Source organism: Flavobacterium araucananum, from assembly GCF_002222055.1.
GTDB classification, from domain to species: Bacteria; Bacteroidota; Bacteroidia; order Flavobacteriales; family Flavobacteriaceae; genus Flavobacterium; species Flavobacterium araucananum.
In genome coordinates this window covers 64,358-85,753 of sequence record NZ_MUGS01000035.1, presented here as the reverse complement: position 1 = coordinate 85,753, position 21,396 = coordinate 64,358, and the positions used below count along the sequence as shown (strand labels likewise).

Annotated in this window: 16 protein-coding genes; 11 read left to right on the top strand and 5 right to left on the bottom strand. The window is 36.9% G+C overall.

All coding sequences use genetic code 11. From position 1 onward, the window contains the following. Nucleotides 1-8 precede the first annotated feature (8 nt). The 7 genes from B0A64_RS16545 to B0A64_RS16515 are packed head-to-tail and all read left to right on the top strand — an operon-like array spanning nucleotide 9 to nucleotide 10,789. Nucleotides 9-4,247, top strand: coding sequence for a type I polyketide synthase (locus tag B0A64_RS16545; RefSeq protein ID WP_089480612.1), 4,239 nt, complete (start codon nucleotides 9-11; stop codon nucleotides 4,245-4,247). After that, nucleotides 4,235-4,534, top strand: coding sequence for an acyl carrier protein (locus B0A64_RS16540; protein WP_089480611.1), 300 nt, complete (start codon nucleotides 4,235-4,237; stop codon nucleotides 4,532-4,534). The genes B0A64_RS16545 and B0A64_RS16540 overlap by 13 nt, the downstream gene beginning before the upstream one ends. Then, a complete protein-coding gene (locus B0A64_RS16535) occupies nucleotides 4,525-5,307 on the top strand; it encodes an alpha/beta fold hydrolase (RefSeq protein ID WP_089480610.1) in 783 nt (260 codons plus the stop codon). Before B0A64_RS16540 ends, B0A64_RS16535 begins: the two co-directional genes overlap by 10 nt. Continuing rightward, the gene (locus B0A64_RS16530; RefSeq protein ID WP_089480609.1) at nucleotides 5,300-7,705 is read left to right on the top strand and encodes a glycosyltransferase; all 2,406 of its coding nucleotides are present in this window, start codon (nucleotides 5,300-5,302) and stop codon (nucleotides 7,703-7,705) included. Before B0A64_RS16535 ends, B0A64_RS16530 begins: the two co-directional genes overlap by 8 nt. Nucleotides 7,706-7,708: 3 nt before the next feature. Further along, nucleotides 7,709-8,980: a condensation domain-containing protein gene (locus B0A64_RS16525; protein WP_089480608.1), complete on the top strand. Its 1,272-nt coding sequence runs from the start codon at nucleotides 7,709-7,711 to the stop codon at nucleotides 8,978-8,980. Continuing rightward, a complete protein-coding gene (locus B0A64_RS16520) occupies nucleotides 8,977-10,230 on the top strand; it encodes a condensation domain-containing protein (protein WP_089480607.1) in 1,254 nt (417 codons plus the stop codon). Before B0A64_RS16525 ends, B0A64_RS16520 begins: the two co-directional genes overlap by 4 nt. A 7-nt stretch (nucleotides 10,231-10,237) precedes the next feature. Then, on the top strand, nucleotides 10,238-10,789 hold the full coding sequence (locus tag B0A64_RS16515) for a hypothetical protein (protein ID WP_089480606.1): 552 nt from the start codon (nucleotides 10,238-10,240) through the stop codon (nucleotides 10,787-10,789). A 29-nt stretch (nucleotides 10,790-10,818) separates the two neighbouring features. On the opposite strand, the gene B0A64_RS16510 is transcribed toward B0A64_RS16515, so the two are convergent. The 3 genes from B0A64_RS16510 to B0A64_RS16500 all read right to left on the bottom strand — a co-directional run bounded on the left by B0A64_RS16510 (nucleotide 10,819) and on the right by B0A64_RS16500 (nucleotide 14,099). Then, nucleotides 10,819-11,637, bottom strand: a complete 819-nt coding sequence (locus tag B0A64_RS16510) for a 1-acyl-sn-glycerol-3-phosphate acyltransferase (protein WP_089480605.1) — start codon at nucleotides 11,635-11,637, stop codon at nucleotides 10,819-10,821. Between the two features lie 341 nt (nucleotides 11,638-11,978). Continuing rightward, entirely contained in the window at nucleotides 11,979-13,403 is a 1,425-nt protein-coding gene (locus B0A64_RS16505; RefSeq protein WP_089480604.1) for an SDR family oxidoreductase, read from the bottom strand. A gap of 12 nt (nucleotides 13,404-13,415) precedes the next feature. Then, nucleotides 13,416-14,099, bottom strand: coding sequence for an SDR family NAD(P)-dependent oxidoreductase (locus B0A64_RS16500; protein WP_089480603.1), 684 nt, complete (start codon nucleotides 14,097-14,099; stop codon nucleotides 13,416-13,418). 221 nt (nucleotides 14,100-14,320) lie between these two features. Here B0A64_RS16500 and B0A64_RS25770 point away from each other — a divergent pair, with 221 nt between their 5' ends. Beyond that, on the top strand, nucleotides 14,321-14,473 hold the full coding sequence (locus tag B0A64_RS25770) for a DUF2805 domain-containing protein (RefSeq protein ID WP_394338359.1): 153 nt from the start codon (nucleotides 14,321-14,323) through the stop codon (nucleotides 14,471-14,473). Nucleotides 14,474-14,515: 42 nt separating this feature from the next. Here B0A64_RS25770 and B0A64_RS16490 read toward each other — a convergent pair whose 3' ends face one another. After that, on the bottom strand, nucleotides 14,516-15,337 hold the full coding sequence (locus B0A64_RS16490) for a M57 family metalloprotease (protein ID WP_244285435.1): 822 nt from the start codon (nucleotides 15,335-15,337) through the stop codon (nucleotides 14,516-14,518). Between the two features lie 576 nt (nucleotides 15,338-15,913). Here B0A64_RS16490 and B0A64_RS16485 point away from each other — a divergent pair. Continuing rightward, on the top strand, nucleotides 15,914-18,628 hold the full coding sequence (locus tag B0A64_RS16485; RefSeq protein WP_089480600.1) for a S8 family serine peptidase: 2,715 nt from the start codon (nucleotides 15,914-15,916) through the stop codon (nucleotides 18,626-18,628). Between the two features lie 62 nt (nucleotides 18,629-18,690). On the opposite strand, the gene B0A64_RS16480 is transcribed toward B0A64_RS16485, so the two are convergent. Further along, nucleotides 18,691-19,710 (bottom strand): hypothetical protein, encoded by a 1,020-nt coding sequence (locus tag B0A64_RS16480; protein WP_089480599.1) that lies wholly within the window; start codon nucleotides 19,708-19,710, stop codon nucleotides 18,691-18,693. Nucleotides 19,711-19,911: 201 nt separating this feature from the next. Between B0A64_RS16480 and B0A64_RS16475 the strand changes: the two genes are divergently transcribed. Together B0A64_RS16475 and B0A64_RS16470 are read left to right on the top strand one after the other, a co-directional pair. Continuing rightward, nucleotides 19,912-20,427, top strand: a complete 516-nt coding sequence (locus B0A64_RS16475; RefSeq protein ID WP_089480598.1) for an RNA polymerase sigma factor — start codon at nucleotides 19,912-19,914, stop codon at nucleotides 20,425-20,427. Nucleotides 20,428-20,476: 49 nt separating this feature from the next. Then, nucleotides 20,477-21,376, top strand: a complete 900-nt coding sequence (locus B0A64_RS16470; RefSeq protein ID WP_089480597.1) for a FecR family protein — start codon at nucleotides 20,477-20,479, stop codon at nucleotides 21,374-21,376. Nucleotides 21,377-21,396 lie beyond the last annotated feature (20 nt).

Genomic DNA, 21,396 nt, shown 5'->3' with positions numbered 1-21,396 from the left:
CGTCTATTATGAAAAAAACAGATATTGCTATTATAGGTTTATCCTGTATGTTTCCCGGAGCAAAAGACGCTGAGGCGTTCTGGCAAAATATTATCAATAAAGTCGACTCGACGCAGGTAGCTCCGGCAGATCGCATCGATCCTGTGCACTTTAGCGATAGCAAAGAAGCTATGGACCGCTTTTATTGTAATCGTGGCGGGTTTATTCCTGATTATGAATTTGACCCTACAGCATTTGGTATTTTACCTCTTGCTGTTGAAGGTACTGAACCAGACCACCTCTTAACACTTGATCTCGTTCAAAAAGCATTAGAAGATGCAGGAGTATTCCAGAAAAAAGTTTCATTGGAACGTACCGGAATTATCATTGGAAAAGGAAATTATACCGGTCCCGGAGCTACACGTGCTATTGAAATTGTACGTACAGGCGAGCAGATTTCCTCCCTTTTGCAAGAACTATTACCGGAGGTATCTTCAGCAGATATTGAAAAAATAAAGCAGGCCTACCAGGAACGCAAAGGACGGTTTTCTGCAGATACAGCCATGGGTTTAATCCCCAACCTTGTTGCCTCATTAGTATCCAACCGGTTCAATCTTGGAGGTGTTGCTTTTACCGTTGATGCGGCATGTGCAAGCGCTCTTGTAGCCGTAGATCATGCCGTACAGGAGTTGCAGCGTGGCCGCAGTGATATGATGATTGCAGGAGGGGTACATACAGGTCAAAATGCTGCATTTTGGAGCATCTTTAGCCAATTGGGGGCATTATCACGTCAGCAACAAATCAAGCCCTTTAGCGAAGATGCAGACGGACTACTCATTGGAGAAGGTTGTGGTTTCATTGTCCTGAAGCGGTTGGAAGACGCTGTACGCGATCAGGATAAAATTTATGCGGTCATTAAAGGCGTGGGCATAAGCAGTGATGGCAATGGAACAAGTGTCATGAGCCCTTCGATAAAAGGTCAGTTAAAAGCATTAGAGCAAGCATGGGCACATGCCAATTTAGATAAAGAACAAATTGGTTATCTGGAAGCTCATGGCACGGGAACCCCATTAGGAGATAAAACAGAACTGCAAACTCTGGCTCAATTTTTTGGCAAAGACGAAACAGCTGAACGCGCCGGTATAGGATCTGTCAAATCCAATATAGGTCATGCCATGCCTGCTGCTGGAATAGCAGGTTTAATCAAGACCTGTCTTGCCCTGCATCACGACATATTGCCGCCTACATTATATTGCGAAAACCCCGCTGCCGCCATGCAGCTCACCAGATTTACACCCATACAAGATGCCAAAAACTGGTCGCAAACAGGTTTACCAAAGATTGCAGCAGTAAATGCATTTGGTTTTGGAGGGATCAATGCCCACGTAGTCCTGAAAGGGTATGATATCCCCAAAAAAGACGAAGTATTGTTACTTGCCAGAGCAACACGGGAAGCATTGCTTTCTGCACTCCAGGATAACGATACTGCTGTAGGAGATGGCGATTATCGTATTGCGCTCTTTGATCCAACATCCGAACGCATCCAAAAAGCAATCAAAATTGTGTCTAAAAATGATGCCTGGCGCAATAAACAAGATATCTGGTACACCTCTGCTCCTCTTTTACAGGATAGTGGCAAAGTCGCTTTTGTGTTCCCGGGGCTAGATGGTTTAGCAAAAGGCGAAGTCGCAACAATCAGTCGGTATTTTGACTTAACAGCACCTATAGAAACTGAGGGTGAAGGACTGTTGAACGAGGCATTAGGCATTTTTAACAATTGTGGCATACTGGACAGTGCTTTAAAAAAATTAGGAATCTATCCGGATATGAACGCCGGACATAGTATGGGAGAATGGCTAGCGGGATATGCTTCAGATTTGGCCGAAGCAAGTTCTGTCAAGGATCTAATTGATGTGCTTGATCCAAAAACATTTGAACTAAAAGACTCTAAATTTATTGCTATTGGAGCAGGTCTTGAGGATATAACGCCATTGATCGAAAAAATCCCGAACCTCTACGTTTCAAATGATAATTGCCCACATCAGGTAATTCTGTGCGGTACCCATGATGCGCTTCAGGAATTGACACCTTTATTAAAATCAAAACAGATATTTCATCAGATTTTACCATTTCAATCTGGTTTTCATTCTCCTTTTGTTGCAGATAAACTAGACGTAATCTTAGCAGGCATGGAAAAAGTTCAATTCCAGAAAACAAAAATTCCGTTGTGGTCCGCCACTACACTCCTGCCTTATCCGGCAGATCCGCAGTCTATTCGTCAATTAAGCGCTGAACATCTTGTGCAACCTGTAAGATTTCGGGAACTGACAGAAAAACTTTATGACGAAGGTGTCCGTTTTTTTATTCAGGTAGGTACCGGAGGATTAATTGGTTTTATTGATGATACCTTAAAAGGAAAAGCCTTTAGCACACTTGCCTCAAGTGTAGCCACCAGAACAGCACTTGCCCAGTTGCAACGGGTAGTAGCAGCATTATTTGTAGAAGGTAAAGTTCTGGCACTTGATTTTTTAGACATACAAAATCACAGAAAAAAAGTACCAAACAAAGGTATAAAATTACAATTAGGATCACCCATTGTCCGTGATTTTGAAGCACTAAAAAACGTACGAAAATCTATCGATACCGTGCGGCCAAAACAGGTTTTTACCAAAGCAACAGCAAAAGTAAGTCACCCATTAGTTCTGGCATTTCAGGAGAATATCGCCGATATGATCCGAATGCAGGAAGAAGTATTGGATGTCTTTCAAAATCGTACACAAACTGCTGTTCACACAACTGTCTTACCGAAAAAACAACTAATTGACAGTCGTTTTTTAAAAACACTACAAGTCAATTTAGCTACACATCCTTATCTGATCGATCACAGCCTTTTACGACAACCCATAGGCTGGACAGATGTTGCAGATATGGAACCTGTGATCCCAATGACGATGATCTTCGAATTACTGGCAGAAACAGCACATGCAGAACAACCGGAAACAAAAATTCACAAGATTATGCACGTCAGTGTATTTCAATGGATGAACGTTGCCAAACCTTTTGAAAAAACAATAAAAGGCGTTTGGCGCTCCAACAATCACGCCTATCTGGATATCGAGAATTTTGCCAATGCAGAAATATTTTTAGCAGCAACACATCCTACACTACCTACTTTTGACCTGTCTATAGGGAAACGATTGCCTATCGAGCGAACTCCTTTAGAAATCTATGAGAAGCACATGTTTCATGGAGATGCCTATCAAGGGATTACACTTATATCTGCTGTTGGTGAGAAGGGTATTACAGGACAAATAAAAGGCAATGGCGGTAAGGGTTCCTTATTAGACAATGCAGGACAATTATTTGGATTATGGTTGCAACTTACCTTAACCAAAGACCGCATTGCTTTTCCGGTCAAAATCAAACAAATTGAATTCTTCGAAGATATGCACGATCAGGATGGTGTATTTGAATGTACTTGTGTACTGACGGAATTAAACGATGAATTTGCAATCGCTGACATTGTACTTGAAAGAAACGGAAAAGTTTGGTGTGCAATAAAAGGATGGCAAAACCGGAGATTAGAAATTGACGAAGCTTTATGGAATGTTTCTATGTCGCCACTTCATAACCGACTCTCTGAAGAAATCGCCCCACAGGTCTTTTTCTTTCATCAGGCCTATTCCCGCGTAAGTTCCTGGGATTTTATACTGAAACGTTATTTTAATCAAAAAGAAAAACAGTACTATCAGGAACTCCTGCCCAACCGCCGAAAGAATTGGATGGTAAGTCGCGTAGCGGTAAAAGATGCCGTGAGACATGTATTGAGTCAAGAGAAAAAGCAACACACTTATCCCATAACCTTTGAAATTTGTTCGGATAAAGTTGGCAAACCTTATCTTAAAGGTAATGCCACAGAACAGATCCAGATCTCATTGGCACATAAAGGAAAAGATGCAGTAGCCATTGCGCGGCATGATAAACCTGTTGGTATCGATATGGAAATAATTGCCGAACGCAGTCCTGAATTTTGTCAATTGGTATTTACTGATGCAGAATTAGCCTTATTGAAAGAACGGGATCAAGCCGAATGGACCACGCGATTTTGGGTAGCAAAAGAAGCTTACGGAAAATTACTGGGAACGGGGCTAAAAGGAAACCCAAAAAGATACGAAGTAACACGCATACAAGGAGATCATCTATGGATCGATCAAATAGAAATCAAAATAATCAAACACCTAAATTATATTATCGGATGGACACTTTAAACACGACATTAAAAAGGAATCATGAGGAGTTATTCAACCTGTTAAAGGGTTTTATTACAGAAATTATCGGTGAAGAATTTGTAGAAGAGATGGATATCACTCCAGAAAGTTCGTTTACTAAAGATCTGGAAATGGACAGTATAGAGATTGTTTCCTTTTCGGAAAAAATCAAAACACACTTTGGCGATCAAATTGATTTTACGGGTTGGTTGTCTGCTATGGATCTTGATGAACTGATCAATCTTGATCTGAATAAGATCATCAATTATATCTACGAATGCCAATAATTACTGTTAATAATAAGAAAGTTCACCTACAAGAACTAAATAAAGAAGCTGAAGATACCGTGATACTGATTCACGGTATGTTTAGTAATCTTTCTATTTATTATTTTAATATTGCCCCCATTTTGGCGCAGTATTTTCATGTAGTCATGTATGATCTAAAAAGTCATGGCAGGAGTGAGCCCGCATTAGAAGGATATGATTTAGAAAATATGTCATCCGATTTAATCGCAATGATGGATTACCTCCAAATCAAAAAAGCACAACTTGTTGGCTATAGTTTTGGGGGGCTTATTGCACTCAAAACTGCATTGATAGCCCCAGAACGTTTAAATAAATTGGTGATCATCGAAGCACCGGATCCGCAAGATGAAAAAGCACGGGATATTATCGAAGAGTACAGCAAGGAATTTCTCGAACATTACGTAGCCAATTTTACGGACACCACAAAAGTGAAAATGGGAAAAAGACAGTTGGAAAAAAACCATCGGTTATACGAGTTTTTATTTAACCAGACGAGCATCAAAGCAGATATGGTCAAAGAAAAGCATTTTCTACATCAGCTTTCTATTTCTCAATTAAACATACCCACCCTGTTACTATATGGAGCTGCTTCTAATTGCAAACCTACAGGAGAATGGTTACAATCTCAAATTGGTACGGCTGAGCTAAAACTCATCGACGGAGATCACAATATTCCCATTCAGGATCCCATTCAGATAGCAGAAACTGTTGTTCAATTTTTAACTAACCCTTTATTACAAAACTATGGCTAAATTTGTATTTGTTGTTCCCCCGCTAACAGGTCATGTCAATCCTACATTGAGCATTGGTGCTGAACTTTTAGAAAGAGGACATAAAGTAGCGTGGATCAGTCTTGACCAAAACTTAGAGTCTAAACTTCCTGTAGGCGGAGAATTATTGCTTATTGAATACGATCAGACAGACGAAGAAAAAAAAGAGAGTGAACAATACCTGGATATCATTTCAAAAAAGATTGTTTACGGCATTGATAGTATCAAGTTTTTATACGAAGAAGTATTGATTCCTTTAAACAGACATTGTTACAAAGGAATCGTTAAGTTGCTGGAAGCTTATGAGCCGGATTTAGTAATTGGCGATCATCAATTATTTGCTGCGGCAATTGCGGCAAAAAAAGTTAATCGTCCTTATGCGACCTCCGTAACAGCCCCGGCAGCAATCAAAATTGTCAGTGAGCTGCCTAAAGTGCATGAATGGGAAGTCAGGCAGATCATAGCGCTACAGGAAGAACTTGGTGTCAAAGAAAACCAATCATTGGCTTGTTCAGATCTTCTTACTTTAGTGTTAACATCTCCCTATTTCTTTGGAGAAATGGATCTCGCTTCAAACTATCAGTTTACAGGTCCGGTAGTAACAGAACGCCGTTTATCGTGTGCTTTCGATTGGGAGCGTATGAAAAGTAGTTCAGGGAAAAAAATTTTAGTGAGTATAGGTACAACGTTCGACCACGAGCATAAAAAAGCGTTTTTTCAAAAAGTAATCGATGCATTTCAGGACGAAGACTTAACGGTTGTCGTTGTTTCAGATTCAGCTCTATTTGATAAGTGGCCAGAAAATTTTATGGTCTATGCGCAAATCCCACAATTGGATTTACTACCACATTTGGATGCTGTCGTGTGCCATGGTGGACACAACACCGTCTCAGAAGCCCTAACTCATGGTTTGCCGCTCGTTGTTATTCCAATTGCGTACGATCAATCGCATGTTGCAGGACGTGTCGTACGTACCGGTGCAGGCGAACGTCTCAATTTTAACCGATTTAAAGCAAATCACCTAAGGGACAGTGTTCATAATATCCTGAATCAGGCGCAATATCGTGAAGGCGCCCTCAAAGTTCGTCAATCTTTTATTGATGCAGGCGGAACGAAAACCGCAGCAGATTTACTTGAACAAGCCATAGCTCCAACGCTGTCATCTGTCGAATCTCCGGCCAAATTTCTCATTGTTATTCCACCATTTTTTGGACATATCAGTCCAACATTAAGTTTGGGCGCCAGTTTACTGGCTCGTGGTCATGAAGTCAAATGGTTTGGCATTACACCACTGGCACAGGAACATATACCAACAGGAGGAACCTATATTTATCCTGAGAAAGATATCATACCCTTTGAGCATGAACTTAAGCAACTATTAAAACGACAAGACGATGGTCCTTCTTGTTCCGGACCGGAAGTCATGAAATTGGCGCTGGAAGAAACCTATGTTCCATTGGCCAAAATGATGATGCCGGGATTAGAAACACTACTCAGTCACTGGCAACCTAATGTCATCATCAATGATTGCATCACTTTTGGTGGCGCTTTATTCGCACACAAGCATCGTATACCCTCTGTAACGACAACCCCTGTACCACCAGATGTTATGGGTGACACTGAGAAAAGTGCTCCCAAAATATTCGAATGGCAACAAAACTTAATCAAAGAGCTACAAAAAGAGGTTGGTATCCTTGATGAAGGTATATTTATACATTCTAATCAATTAAACCTCGTGTTTACCTCGCAAGCCTTTGCGGGTTTTGAAACCGTACCCTCACACATGAAATTTGTAGGTCCGGTCAAAGGCCGTCCCAATAACAGCCCTTTTGACTGGGAACGATTAGCTGCCAGCACAACGCCAAAAATATTTGTATCATTGGGTACTTTATTAGTCGATATCCGGAAAGCTTTTTTTGGTAAACTTATTGAAGCATTTGCAGACCAACCCGTTACTATTATTGCAGCAACACCGCCAGAAATATTTGACGAATGGCCCGCTAATTTTATCGTAAATGGTTTTGTGCCACAATCAACTTTGATGCCTTATATGGATATGGTGATCTGTCACGGCGGTTTCAATACCGTCAACGACACCTTTACCAATGGTCTGCCCATGTTGATTACACCAATCGCTTACGATCACTTTCATACTGCAAAGCTGATTGAACAGGCGGGCTGTGGAATCAGTATCCGATACAAACGACTTCGAATAGAAGACCTGAGAGAGACCGTCTTTGAGCTCCTGGAAAATCCTAAATATAGAAATGCGGCCAAAGAAGTTCAGACTGCTTTTCTGGCGGCAGGCGGTAATGATAAGGCGGTTGCATTATTGGAAGATTTTGTAAAACAAGAACGTTCGGTATTAGCTTCACTATAAAATATGAAAAGAAAATTGTTATTTGGAGAGCGCATGCTGTTGGGCGAAGGAAAAGAACCCTTTCATGTCGTTATTCCTTTTCGGCTACGCGGTGTATTTGAGGAAAAAGAGATTCAGTATGCTTTAGGCAGACTTCAGGAAAAACATCCCTGGTTACGGGCATACATCCGTCTTGATGAGAAAAATGTCCCATGGTTTGAAGTGCCTGAACTCCCCAATCCTATTTCTGTACGTATTGTAGATCGAAAAAATGAAGAGGCCTGGCAACAAGAATCTGTGCAGGAGTGGCATACACCCTTTGATTACAAAAACAACCCTTTGATTCGCCTGGTGTGGATTAAAGGAAAAGATCGCTCAGATATGCTACTGGTATTTCATCATTGTTTGTGTGATGGCGCAGCCGGCATGGCTTTACTTTATGAGTTTTTAAAAGTACTGGATGATCCAGCAGCAGATATAGGCATAGAAAATCCTATTTTAGGTATTCAGGATGTTGTTCCTGCCTCTATTTTAAAAAATAACAGGCAAAGGTTTAAGGCAAAAATGATTGGCAATCTGGCAACATTAGCGATTAAATGTATTCCTGTTAACAAAAAAGCGATTGACCGACAAACAGACTATCTGATTCATTGGAAATTAGACCCAACTACGAGTCAACAGCTTATTTCTCATTGCAAATCGCTGGATATTACGGTCAATACTTTTTTAAGTGCTACTGTGTTGGACACCTTCAAAAAAGTACGCGGAGACAAAGCCTTTAATAAGGTTTCTTGTCCGGTAGATATCAGACGTTTAGCTCCTCAGGTAAAAGAAGATCATATTTTTGCCTTTGGCCTGATGATCGTCATATCATCAGACCCTAAACTCGATTTCTTAGACAATTTACGCTTAATGCAGCATTATGTAAATCGCAAAACAGCCAAACTTAATCCCTACATCACCATGATGGTTATGGAATCTGCCCATACGGCATTAAACCATTTTACAAAACTTCTAAAACGAGGTAAGCCATCCAATGATTGTATGTTTTCTAATTTGGGACGCATTACCATACCACAGCAATACCAATCCTTTACATTAGAAACTATTATCAGTCCATCTGTCATTGGGCCACTAGGCAATACAACGACAATGCTCACCTCTACTTATCAAGGTGTTATGGACTTCTCGTTTGTAGGAAGCGAAGGTTATTTGCCTAATCACGAAGCCTTAGCCATTCGGGACGAAATAATTGATTCTATAAAACGCCAATTAAATTATCAAGCAGCCTCATGATCAAGCGAAAACTCTTATTAGTAGAACGAATTATGTATATTGATGCCAACACACCTTTGAACTGTGTATTTACGGCAAAAATAAAAGGTCAAATTTCGAAGGAACACATCGAAATTGCCTTAGCAAAAATCCAAAATAAGCATCCGTTGCTACGTGCAGCAATAGATGTACAGGATAAGCAACACCCTGTTTTTGTCATTAAGGAAAATATGAAACCAATTCCGCTTCGCATCGTAAAACGTCAAACAGATAAAGATTGGTTCGTGCAATCTGAACAGGAATGGTACCGGCAGTTTCAAGATAAAGACTCTCCTTTGGCTCAATTGGTATGGATCAAGGGAGACGAGTTATCCGAATTGTTATGGGTATTGCCCCATTGTGTCTGCGATGGAACCGGCATGGTAACTTTGATGCAGGAATTACTTGCTTTAATAGATGATCCGAATCTTGATCTGGAATCTTATCAACTATTTCAATCCGTAAACCATTTTTTATCGCCACAGTTTGATATTCAAAAAAAAGCACGCAAAGCAAAGCTTTATTTACTTTTGGCAAAATTCTTCTTTTTATTACAACGGAAAAATAAAAAAAGAAATCTCGGAAAAAATTATGCCATTCACTGGAAATTAGATCCAACAAAATCAGCTGTTATAAAACAAAAATGTAAAGACAACGGTGTTTCCGTACATGCCCTTCTTTGTACAGCATTTATGCAGGCTTTTCAAGATGTACAAGGTAAATCAGCAAAAGAAAAAGTAATTAGTCCAATTGATATCCGCCATTTTATTGCTGAAATCAAAAAAGATCACCTGTTTGCCTTTGCTCCAACAGTAGAATTGTCCTTAAAAAAGAAAACTCCTCAGATACTCGACCAGGCAAAACATATTAAAAAAGATCTTACTCAAAAAATAGAAAAAATGGACGCTCGGGAACTTTTATGGATGGGGGAACAGATGCACCCACTGGTCAATCGCATGATTGCGCTGCTAAAATCAAGCCGGGGCGGACACGATCTGACGCTTTCTAATATGGGCAGCCTTCAGATCCGGAATGATTACAAAAATTTTATTCTGGAAGATATCTTTAGTCCAACAGTAGCATTTCCGTGGTTAAACTCAAACACTTTAGTTACGACTACCTATCGGGATCAAATGGACTTTACGCTGATGTCTAATCAAGATTTCCTGCCTGAAGAAGAAGCCTTAAAAATTAAAGATAAGGCCATAGCGTTATTGATTTTATCCTTATAAATTACGTATGAGAACAGCAGATCAGCCCAAAAAAACAACCCTCAAACGCTTTCTGAGAAAGCGTGCGATTTACTATATCCTTCCCAACGTATTTTTCAATTTTATTATTGCTTATGCCAGTTTTCAGGAATTGGGATATACTCATTTTTTTGCCGGACCTCAAAGCTTAGCACGTTTAACCTTGCCAATGGCCATCTTTTTACCAGTAATCCTGACAATGGATATCATTAAACGGGTTATTGTTGCTGCCGAACAAGAAGCGATCGAAGTCGCAATAGACAGTAACCTGAATAAAAACAGGTTTATAGCAAAGTTATGTGTGTTGCACGGCATCATAACCGGTTTACTGGTATTATTTGTATTGCTCATTGCACAGCAGATCCTGACTGTTAACCATAAATTGGACCCTACCATTATGGCAATTCTGGAGGCTGTTCTTGCTGGTTTACTTTCGATATTGTTTACTTATCTTCCAATATACAGGCTAAAAAAACATTTACACAATCCCCTGCCAAAGGTGCCAATAGAGGCTGATGACCTGCCTCGTTTTACACTATAATCAGTTCAAAATTTAAAGATAACAACCCATTAATTACTGGATTGATTTTTGAGAGCGTAAAGCTTACTTCTAAGGTTTTTTAATACTAAGGAATCAGTAGCTTTACCTCTTGCCCCTTCTAAAGAAATAGTCTTTCCTATGGTCATCTTTAGAGAGTGTCCTTGTTTATTAAAAAGTTCCGAGATTAGTTTCGAAGTTTGTAACATAGGATGAATTGATTTGAGCATACTAAAGAAAAAGCCATTATTTCCATGAAAATAAACCGGTAAAATTGGCACGTTTGCCTTGCATATAATTTTTCCCACTACCGGATGCCACTCGGGATCTGTTATTTCACTGGTTTTAAAATTATATGATGAAACTTCTCCTGCAGGGAATATAGCGACCGGAGTTCCTTCTGACAGGGCTTTGAGCGTCATTTTTAATCCTGTAATACTTGCAGAATTTTGCACATTTTCAAAGGGATTTACTGCAATAATGCATTTTTCAAGATTTGGAATTTCTTTTAATAAAAAGTTTCCCATATACATGGTATCGGGACGCACTTTTGCAAGTGTACTTAATAATGCCAATGATTCGATACCACCGTAAGGATGATTTGCAACCACTATAAAGGCTCCCTGGCGGGGAATATTTTGAAATTCGACACTATCAAAATCGACTTTAACACCAATCTTAGATAAGACATAATCTGCAAAATCAGCACCCTCAAGATTACCTCCTTCTTTTACAATAGTATTTAAATTGTTAATTTTCATTACTTTCATTAAGTAAGAAGACAATCCGGGAATTGGAATATTGGAAAGGCCGGCTGCTTCAGAAAATTTTTCTTTGGATATCAATGTCATACGTTATAAATGTTAAGGTTGAATGCGAAAACTAATAAAAAGCCTACAAGGGATTCTAATAAATGATGGTTAATGAATGTTTACTAAATTTATCTAAAACAACTTTGCTGCTCTAAACAAAAATTATGCATGGATAAATAGGCGCTTAGCTTACAATAATAGAGACTTAACATTATAATGGTTATCTCTTTTTCTGTTTTTTGGGAGCAAGGTAACAAATAAAACTATTCTTTTTACTTCCAGCCAAAGATAGAATGAATGCTGTATTTTAAGTGAACTTAGCAATTTTAAATTGCACTCCTTTCAAACACGATAAACCCATCCTTAAATCTAAAAAAATATTATCTATCTGATTTTATCAGCTTATTAATCATACCGTTAAAGATAAAACCATGAAAAGGCAAAACAGCATACCAGTACAATTTTCCTAATATACCCTTAGATTTAAACGTTGCTGCCTGATATAAATTATTATTAAAGATTTTAAATTCAAGCCATGCTTCTCCCGGCAGCTTCATTTCTGCATACAAAATTAATTTTCCCTGTTCTTTATTGGCATATACAACACGCCAAAAATCGAGCACATCTCCGGCATGAATCTCATGTTTATGAGTTCTTCCGCGTCTGGCACCTACACCACCAAAAATCTTATCGATAAAACCGCGTATACTCCATAACCAATCTGCATAATACCAACCCGTTTCTCCGCCTATAGACCATATTTTTTCTATGGTATATGTTCTGTCAATGATCTCTCTTTTTCTTCTGTCAATAAAACAATCCTTTTTAGGAACCTTGAGATAATAAGCTACACTTCCTTTAAACTGTCCGCTGATTTGTGAATCTTTCCAACTCGATACTACAGCATCTTCATTAATTTTTATGAGTGCCTTTTGCAATGCCTGAGCATAACTAATAGGCTTTATACCTAATAAATTATTAATTCGATTATCACTGCATACCACTTCTACTTTCATACTACTTACTAATGCCGAAGCCAGTTTAAACGAGGTTGAAGTTATGAAATACAGCCAATAAGACGATAATTTTGGCGTCATAACAGGCAGTGTATAAATATATCTTTTCAGTTTTTTTGCCTCTGCAAATTGCAATAACATCTCCTTGTAGCTAAGAATGTCGGGGCCACCTATATCAAAACTCTCCTTAAATGTCTTTGGATTTAGCAAGGATCGGATTAAAAATTCTAAAACATCAGAAATAGCAATGGGCTGGCATTTTGTATTAAGCCATTTTGGGGTAATCATAACGGGCAGTTTATGAATCAAATCGCGAATAATTTCAAAAGAAGCGCTACCGGACCCTACTATTATTCCGGCTCTTAGTGTAGTGGTTGGCGTTTCTCCGGTCTTTAAAATTTCCTCTACTGCCTTTCTGGAAGATAAGTGTTTAGATAAAGATTTGTCATTGACAATACCGCTTAAATAAATAACCTGTTTTGCGTTTGTTTTGTTTATTTTGTCCTTGAAATAATGGGCCGAAATACTTTCGAGTTCATCATAATTAGCAGCTCCAGACATCGAATGAATCAGATAATATGCCGCATCAATATCCGCAGGGATATTTTCTACACTTTGAGGGTCCAAAAAGTCGACTTCGATAACTTGTATGTTTCCGGCAGATTTTTCAGGATAATAAAACCTGTTTTTATCCCGTACACAGCAGATTACTTCATGTCCCTGATCTAGTAATAAAGGTAAAAGCCTTTTGCCAATATATCCTGTAGCGCCTGTTAATAGAATTTTCATGTTTTCTATTGCTTATATTTTAAAACTTACCAAACCATAATCCATCTGAAAAATCTGACCCGAGATTGATCCAGCAGCTTTAGAAATAAGATAATCTGCCATTTGGGCAACTTCCTGAGGCTTTAAATAATTTTTAAGGGGATGACGCTCAATCATATTTTCTTTCATACGATCATTTCGCAAAATTGAAGCAGATAATGATGTTTCTGTAATCGTTGGTGCTATGGCATTGATGCGAATTGTGGGAGCCAGCTCTGCCCCAAGTGATTTTACAACACCTTCTACCGCACCTTTTGCAGCAGCAATACTAGCGTGAAAAGGCATTCCTAATTTTGCAGCAACCGTACTGAAAAGTACAATAGATGGATTTGTTCCGTTTTTTAAAGCGGGCAAATAATGCTGTATGACTTTTATAGCGCCAATAACATTGATTTCGAAATCATTTCTGAAATCGTCAATACTCAAACTTAAAATAGGTTTCAGATTTATAGATCCCGGACAATATATAAGAGAATCTATACTTTCAATGTGTGGAAGCGTATCCTGTAAAACATCTGCTTTAAAATGAATCAGGTTAGGATGCGAAATTTCCGGAGCAGTCCTGCTAATATTGTAAACCTGCTTATTTTCTAATTGTTGCAGCATTATAGCACTGCCTATCCCCTTGCTGCCTCCAATAACTAGTATTTTTTCCATTTTTATAAATCTAAATTAAAAAAATCAAATCCTTTTGTTGCACTTATACTTCAACTTATAACAAGTTCATTTTCACCTTAAAGGTAGCTATTGTTTAACTATTTTCAAATAACATTAAACAAAATAAATCCAATTAATTATCTTAGCACTGTTATAGAATTTTTTTAGTCTAAATATCCTGTTGATAGGAACACAAACAAAGTAACTTTTTTGTCCCTGAACTGGACCGTATACTTGAAATGGCATGGGAAGACAGAACCACTTTTGATGGTATAAGATTTGAAAACGATGATGAAAAGAAAATTTCTACATACAAAATACCAGGCAATTTAGGCTCTACATTCAATAAAAAAAGGCTGTTCCATAAGTTATGAAACAGCCCTTTATATTTTGTAAAGACAACTCTAATTCAACTTCTAGTATAAATAATTCAGAGCTGTAACATCATTAGCATTGAAAGCTCCAGTTTCATTTGAACCGAAACATGCTCTCATATAAGAAGTTGCATCATATCCTGAAGGTGTTCCCGGGATTTGGATTGCTCCAACACCAGCTGTTCCTTCATTTGAATTTTGTCCGCAACTTTGACGGCTGAACCAATCGGTGTGACGTAAACCAATACAGTGTCCTATTTCGTGTGCTGCTACGTGTGCATTTACACCTGTCGAATAAGTATCTAATCCGGAATATAAAGTAACTGAATTAAATGGAGCACCTCCTGAAGGGAAACCTGCTACTCCACCGGCAGAGCCAGTCACTCTTTGTACAACAATATTTGCACCTGCAGTACTTGAACTAAAGGTAAGGGTAAAGTTGATAGACAATCCTAAATTATTGTATCTGGTTATTGCCGCTTGCAATCCGGCACGCATATTTGTAGACAGAGCTGATGTACCAGTTCCTGATAATCCAACAACTTTGATTGTTCTTGGAGCAGATACTAAATTTGTAGTACGGTATTGCTCTGTAGTAATACCTCCGTGAAGATCCATTTTGTCTAATTGATCCTGAGTAATTACAATATCGCCTTCTACCAGGAATGCATCCTCTGTAGTACCATCTAATTTTGTATTTTTAATAACTTGAACATCTGAGTTATTTAGAGAAAGTGAGCTAATTTTATTTAACACATCTTCTGTTACTTTAAGAGATCCTTGCTTAGATTGCGTTTGCTCATCTTCTTTGTTACAAGACATAATTGTTAGCGCTATAAAGGACAAGGCTAAAATTGATTTCATTTTTTTCATAATAGGTTTTTTCTTTGGTTGTTAAAATAAGTCGATAAATAGGGGTCTTTACAAAATATTAACAATATTTGTTGCCAAATTTATATAAATTTTAATCTTAAAATACCTATAAATACAAAATTTAACAAAATTAACACTTTTTGTTATATTATTTTATTCTCATTTTTAATCATAATTATCTGATTATTACGGCGAGCCCAGTAAAATCAATAATTGAGTAAAAATCAGATCGTTAAGTACATTTGTAATTTTTATTAATTTATTTTTTAAGCAGGCATCAAAAAATGATTTTACAATTTTGTATCTCATTTAAAACAGAAATAGCATTTAAAAAGCGAATTGTAGTCTTACAAATTTTGAAGATTCCGGATGAAATAAAAACTACTCTTTTTTTTACAAATATTTTAATAACTTTGAATTACCTACAACGGATAAATATTTAAAATAGAAATCATTAAGAACAAATTTCATATTTGATTTGTCTAAATTAAGAAGTAATAAACAACTGCAATAGTCAATTTTGTACCATTGATAAAATGTTTATAATTGCCCTAACATCTATAGTACATGAAGACAAAAATTACTTTTCTCCTTTTTATGATAACAACTATCAGTCTCTCCCAAAGTTCTGAGAAATGGAATCAATACATAAAAAAAGAAAACGAGAGAAAATTGGAGAAATACTATCTTACCTCTTTAGAAAATGCGCATCGCAACAAATACAAGGTTGTAAAAAAACTGGACAGTACTTTTTGTATTGTCGAAAATATAAGTTTAAGATCTAATGCGCTTTTAGAAAAAAATCTCCCGGTCAATAATTTATGGAAATTACCTTCCAATTTTTCAAATCATAAAGAAAACAAACAGTACATAATCGCTACTGATAGTATCAAAGCTTTAATTACAGACCTAAAATCAGGAAACATTTCTGACATAACAATACTGGATAACCATCTTGTACTTGTAAAAAGTGACTCCAAAAAAATTATCGATGAGATTATAGCCTTGAACAGTGTATCGTCGATCTCGCAAGAATCGCTGCAACCAAAAGGGGAATCTAAAATAACAGATCAAAATTTTAGTATAAATTCTATAAATAAAGCCAATACTAACTTTCCTGTTTTAACAGGCGAAAATCAAGTTGTATCGATCAAAGATGATTTTTTTGATGTAAATGATATTGATTTACTAAACAAACATATTGCCTCGACAGTACAATCCTCTATTGTTTCGAGCCACGCAACAGCTATGGCAACTATCGTTTCGGGATTAGGAAACAGTTCTGCATTAGGCAAAGGGGTTGCTCCAAAGGCCAAGATACAATCGTCGGACTTTTTGAGCATTTATCCGGACGAAGTAGCTACTTTAGAAGGTGCTGTCACTCAAAATCATTCTTATGGAACGACGATCGAAAATTTTTATGGTTCGCTCGCTAATGCTTATGATTCTCAATTATTCTTAAATACTAATCTAACTCATTGTTTTTCGTCTGGCAATACCGGACTTCAGGGTTATAAATCTATTACCGGCAATTTTAAACAGTCCAAAAATAGCATTGTAGTGGGCTGTATTGACCAAAACGAAATAATTATGCCATTTTCTTCTAAAGGTCCAGCCTATGATGGTCGCATAAAACCGGAGTTAGTAGCTTTTAGCACTCAGGGAACCTCAAATTCTACAGCTGTGGCTACCGGAGTTATTACACTAATGAAACAACATTACAAAACCATATACAATACCTCTTTGACTAATGCCCTCACAAAAGCAATTTTAATTAATAGTGCAAAAGATTTAGGCAACCCAGGTCCTGATTTTACCTATGGTTATGGGAATATAAATGCAGATAAAAGTTTAAAAACGATCAGCGAAAATAGAATTATATCCGGTAATCTGACATCCGGACAGACAAATTTGCATACTATTACTCTTCCTGCAAATGCAAAAAATTTAAAAATAACTTTGGTCTGGAATGATTTGCCCGCTGCAATCAACAGTAATATAAGTTTGATAAACGATCTGGATATCGAAGTTGTTTCGGCAGACAACACCACTTACTTACCCTGGATTCTTAACCCTGAAATCCCTGGGCAACAAGCCGCAAGAGGAAAAGATAAAATTAATACTGTAGAGCAAGTAACTGTTGAGAACCCCACATCCGGATCTTATAACATCCATATTATTGGCTCCTATATCTCGAATGCATCTCAGGAATACAGTATCGTTTATGGATATGAATTGAAAGATGAATTTGAATGGAATTATCCTGTCAATAATGATAATTTCCCTCATGATGGTAAAACTATTTCCCCTTTCAAATGGAATTCTTCATTTTCTGGTATCCCGGGACAATTATCAATTAGCTACAATAATGGGCAGAGTTGGGAAATTATTGCAAATGACATAAATCTCAATAGCGGGCAATTTACTTATACTCCTGCTACACAAAAATTTTCGAAAGCAAAATTAAAAATGACTATTAATACTATCGATTATATCTCTGACAGCTTTACGATTTCGTATGATTTGAACATCAGGACCAGCTTAGTTTGTGATGGCACTACAGAAATTAATTGGGACAAACCGGCTGGAGTTTCTTCCTTTAATCTGTATCAACTAATAAATGATCAATTAGAATTTAAAGAACAGACAACAAATGCTACTTATGCTTATACAGATGCAAAAATCTACACTGTTGTTCCTGTATTTGACAATAGCGAAGGAATAAAAAGTGAGTCAACATTACCGTATGCTCAAAACTCAAATTGTTATTTTGAATTGACTTTGGCAGAAGTTTATGAGCAAAACAAGGTCAAAATTGATGCGAGCCTTTTTAGCTTGTATAATATCAAAAGAATTGACTTAGTGAAAGTTATTGATACTACCGAAGCGGTTATTAGTACCATAAATGATATCAATTCAAAAACAATTTCTTTTTTTGATGATGCGCCCACAAAAGGCAGCAATAAGTATAAAATAAATATAATTTTAGAAAACAATACTGTAATAAGTTCTCTAATTCTTGATACGAATTATTTAGGCGATAATTTGTTTTTTGTTCACCCAACGATAGTAAGTAAAAATGAAGAATTAAATATTGAAGCCAAAAAGGAGGAAAACGCTATTTTTTATTTGTACAATCTTAGCGGACAAAATACGATTACTTCGCCCCTACTTTCTAAAACCAACAACGTCAGTCTAAAAAATACTGCCTCAGGAATTTATATCTATAAAATAGTTACAAACTCAGGCGAAATACAAACAGGGAAAATTGCAGTTTTTTAAGGAATTATTAGTTCTCTGATTTTTGAAACGGGACAAAATTGGACGCAACAGAATAGCTGAGTTTATTTTTTTTCAAAATATAGATAATGAGTACTGCTGCTGCTTACGTCACGCAAACGTATTTGCGAATTATTAAACTCAAACAATTTCCAATTACTATTTAATTTACTCAGTAGTTCTGAGCTAAAATTGAGTTGCAACTGCTTTACACCATACTGTACTGTACTGCTCCATTGACCCGTTTCTGTAACCGCCCCTTTGGTAGCTACTACAGATTTGTCGCTCTTGAAAACAAATGAATAACCGCTATAGGAAGAAGTTTTTTCTGAGTCAGTAAAAAAATAAGGTATTGACCAGGAACCTTGTGTTATCGTTTGTACAAAATCGAGTGTTACAATGTTATTTTCCGGACAATTATCAATAGCATATTTGATCGCATTTTCGAACTCTGAATTATTCGTAATTGCTTTTGACTGATTGTTGTAATCTGCTATCGAAATTGGATATTTTAATGAAATATACTGACTGCTATTCAAATTTTTTATAAAATTAAAAAAGGTCTGATCACTAATTATTGTTTGAGAACTTGCAATTTGATTGGCGCTGTTATAGATATTAATCGTTATAGGATAATTGATCTTAAGCCCATTAATTTTGGATAACAAATCAGGATAAAGATTCCAATAATCGATTAAAGTATTAAAATCAGATTCAGCCGGAATATTTTTTTCGATGTAATTGTAGTACACCATTGTTACCGGAAAATCTATTTTTACAATATCATCATCGTAAGCATTTGCATTTATATTATCTTTTACTTTTTGATAATCGGCGGTCGAATTAATTGCAATTTTTGCATTATTGACCGTAACGGTATAAGGGAGTTTTATGGTACAGTAACTAGACCTGTCGATTACATTATCCTGCACGGTAGGAACCATTGCAACCCTTTGCAAATAAGTAGTAAGAGGCGAAACATTTGTAACTGTTTCTTGTGTATTAGTCTGCTCATCGATTTCGCTTTGGCAAGACAATAAGAACAGGAAAGCTAGTATTGATACATATTTTTTTAAAGGGAACATAACTATGTTTTTACAAAGATAATAAAATTAAGAGAAATTGTTTTTTTTAATAAATTCGGCATCAGGGATTTTGCTCGCTTCATCTGTACTAAATTATCAAAAGCCAATACCATTTTATTCCTCTATAAAACAATCAGCTTTGCTTTTACCCTACTTAAAGCAAAAACAAATACTTTTGCAATGTAACAACTGAAAAAAGAAATGCCACAAAAAAACCAATCAGATACTTGTGACGAAATAATCTTTTCGTCTTTTTTTAAAAGTCATGTAAAAGCACTTCGTAATTTTCTTTTTTACAAATTTGGCAATTTACAACAGGCAGAAGATTTAGCTCAGGAAGCATTTGTCAAACTTTGGCAAAACTGTGCTTCGGTTCCTCTGGAAAAGGCAAAATCATATCTTTATACGATTGCCAATAACAGCAGTCTGAACGAAATTGCGCATCAGAAAGTTGTTTTGAGGTATGAAAAAAACTTTACCGGTTTAGACAAAACAAATGAAAATCCGGAATATATACTGGAGGAAAAACAGTTTCAGACCAAACTTTTGAAAGCCATAGAAAACTTAAATGAGAAACAGCGTGTTGCTTTCCTGATGCATCGAATCGACGGAAAAAAATACAGCGAAATTGCCCTGGCTTTAGACATTAGCGTAAAGGCTGTCGAAAAGCGGATTCATCTGGCTTTGTTAAGCTTACGTAAAGAAATTGATTTATAAAAGTAGGGTAAATTTAGTTCCAATTGTTTTAATAATATAGTACTGTACAATGAAAAAGAATCGCTTATTAGCAAAATGGCTTAACAATGATTTATCTCCGGATGAATTGGCTGAATTTGAAGCAAGTCCCGATTTTGAAAAATACCAAAAGATAAAAAATTATACGGATCATTTAGCGCTGGATGACTGGGATGAAAACGCTATGTTGTCTACCATTCTAAGTCAGAATAAAGTGGCTCCAAAAGTAGTTCCCCTACATAAAAAATGGATCTTTAGGGCAGCTGCTATCTTTGTTTTAGCACTGGGAATTACGTTTGCAATGAAGACTTTTATGTTTCAGACCCAGAAAGCAGATTTTGGAGAAAAAATCACTTTTTCGTTACCTGATAATTCTGAAGTAGTCCTAAATTCCGGCTCGGAAATAAGGTATAAAAAATGGAACTGGGACAATAACAGGCGTCTTGAACTAAAAGGAGAAGCTTATTTCAGAGTAGCCAAAGGCCGACGCTTTGAAGTGCAGACCAGCCTGGGAAAAGTATCTGTTCTGGGAACTCAATTTAACGTTAAAGCCAGAAAAAACAGGTTTGATGTCGTGTGTTATGAAGGACGTGTGAAGGTAAATTATGCAAACACTCAGATTTTATTAACACACGGACAAAGTATAACTTTCGAAAACGGAAAACAATTTAGCGCTGTTGTAAATTCGTCAAAACCGGAATGGATGGACAATCAGATATGTTTTTATAAAGAAAATATCAAAAGCCTGTTAGACGAAGTTCAAAGGCAGTACAATATTACGATCGAACTGAATGCGAAAGATACAACTTCGCTTTTTACAGGAAAATTGCCCACTAAAGACCTGAATGTCGCTTTGCAAATTATTAGTACAACCTATCATTTGGAGGCTAAAAAAGTCTCCGGAAATAAAATAATTTTTGACGAAAAATAAATGCTCCTCCCCAAATCATT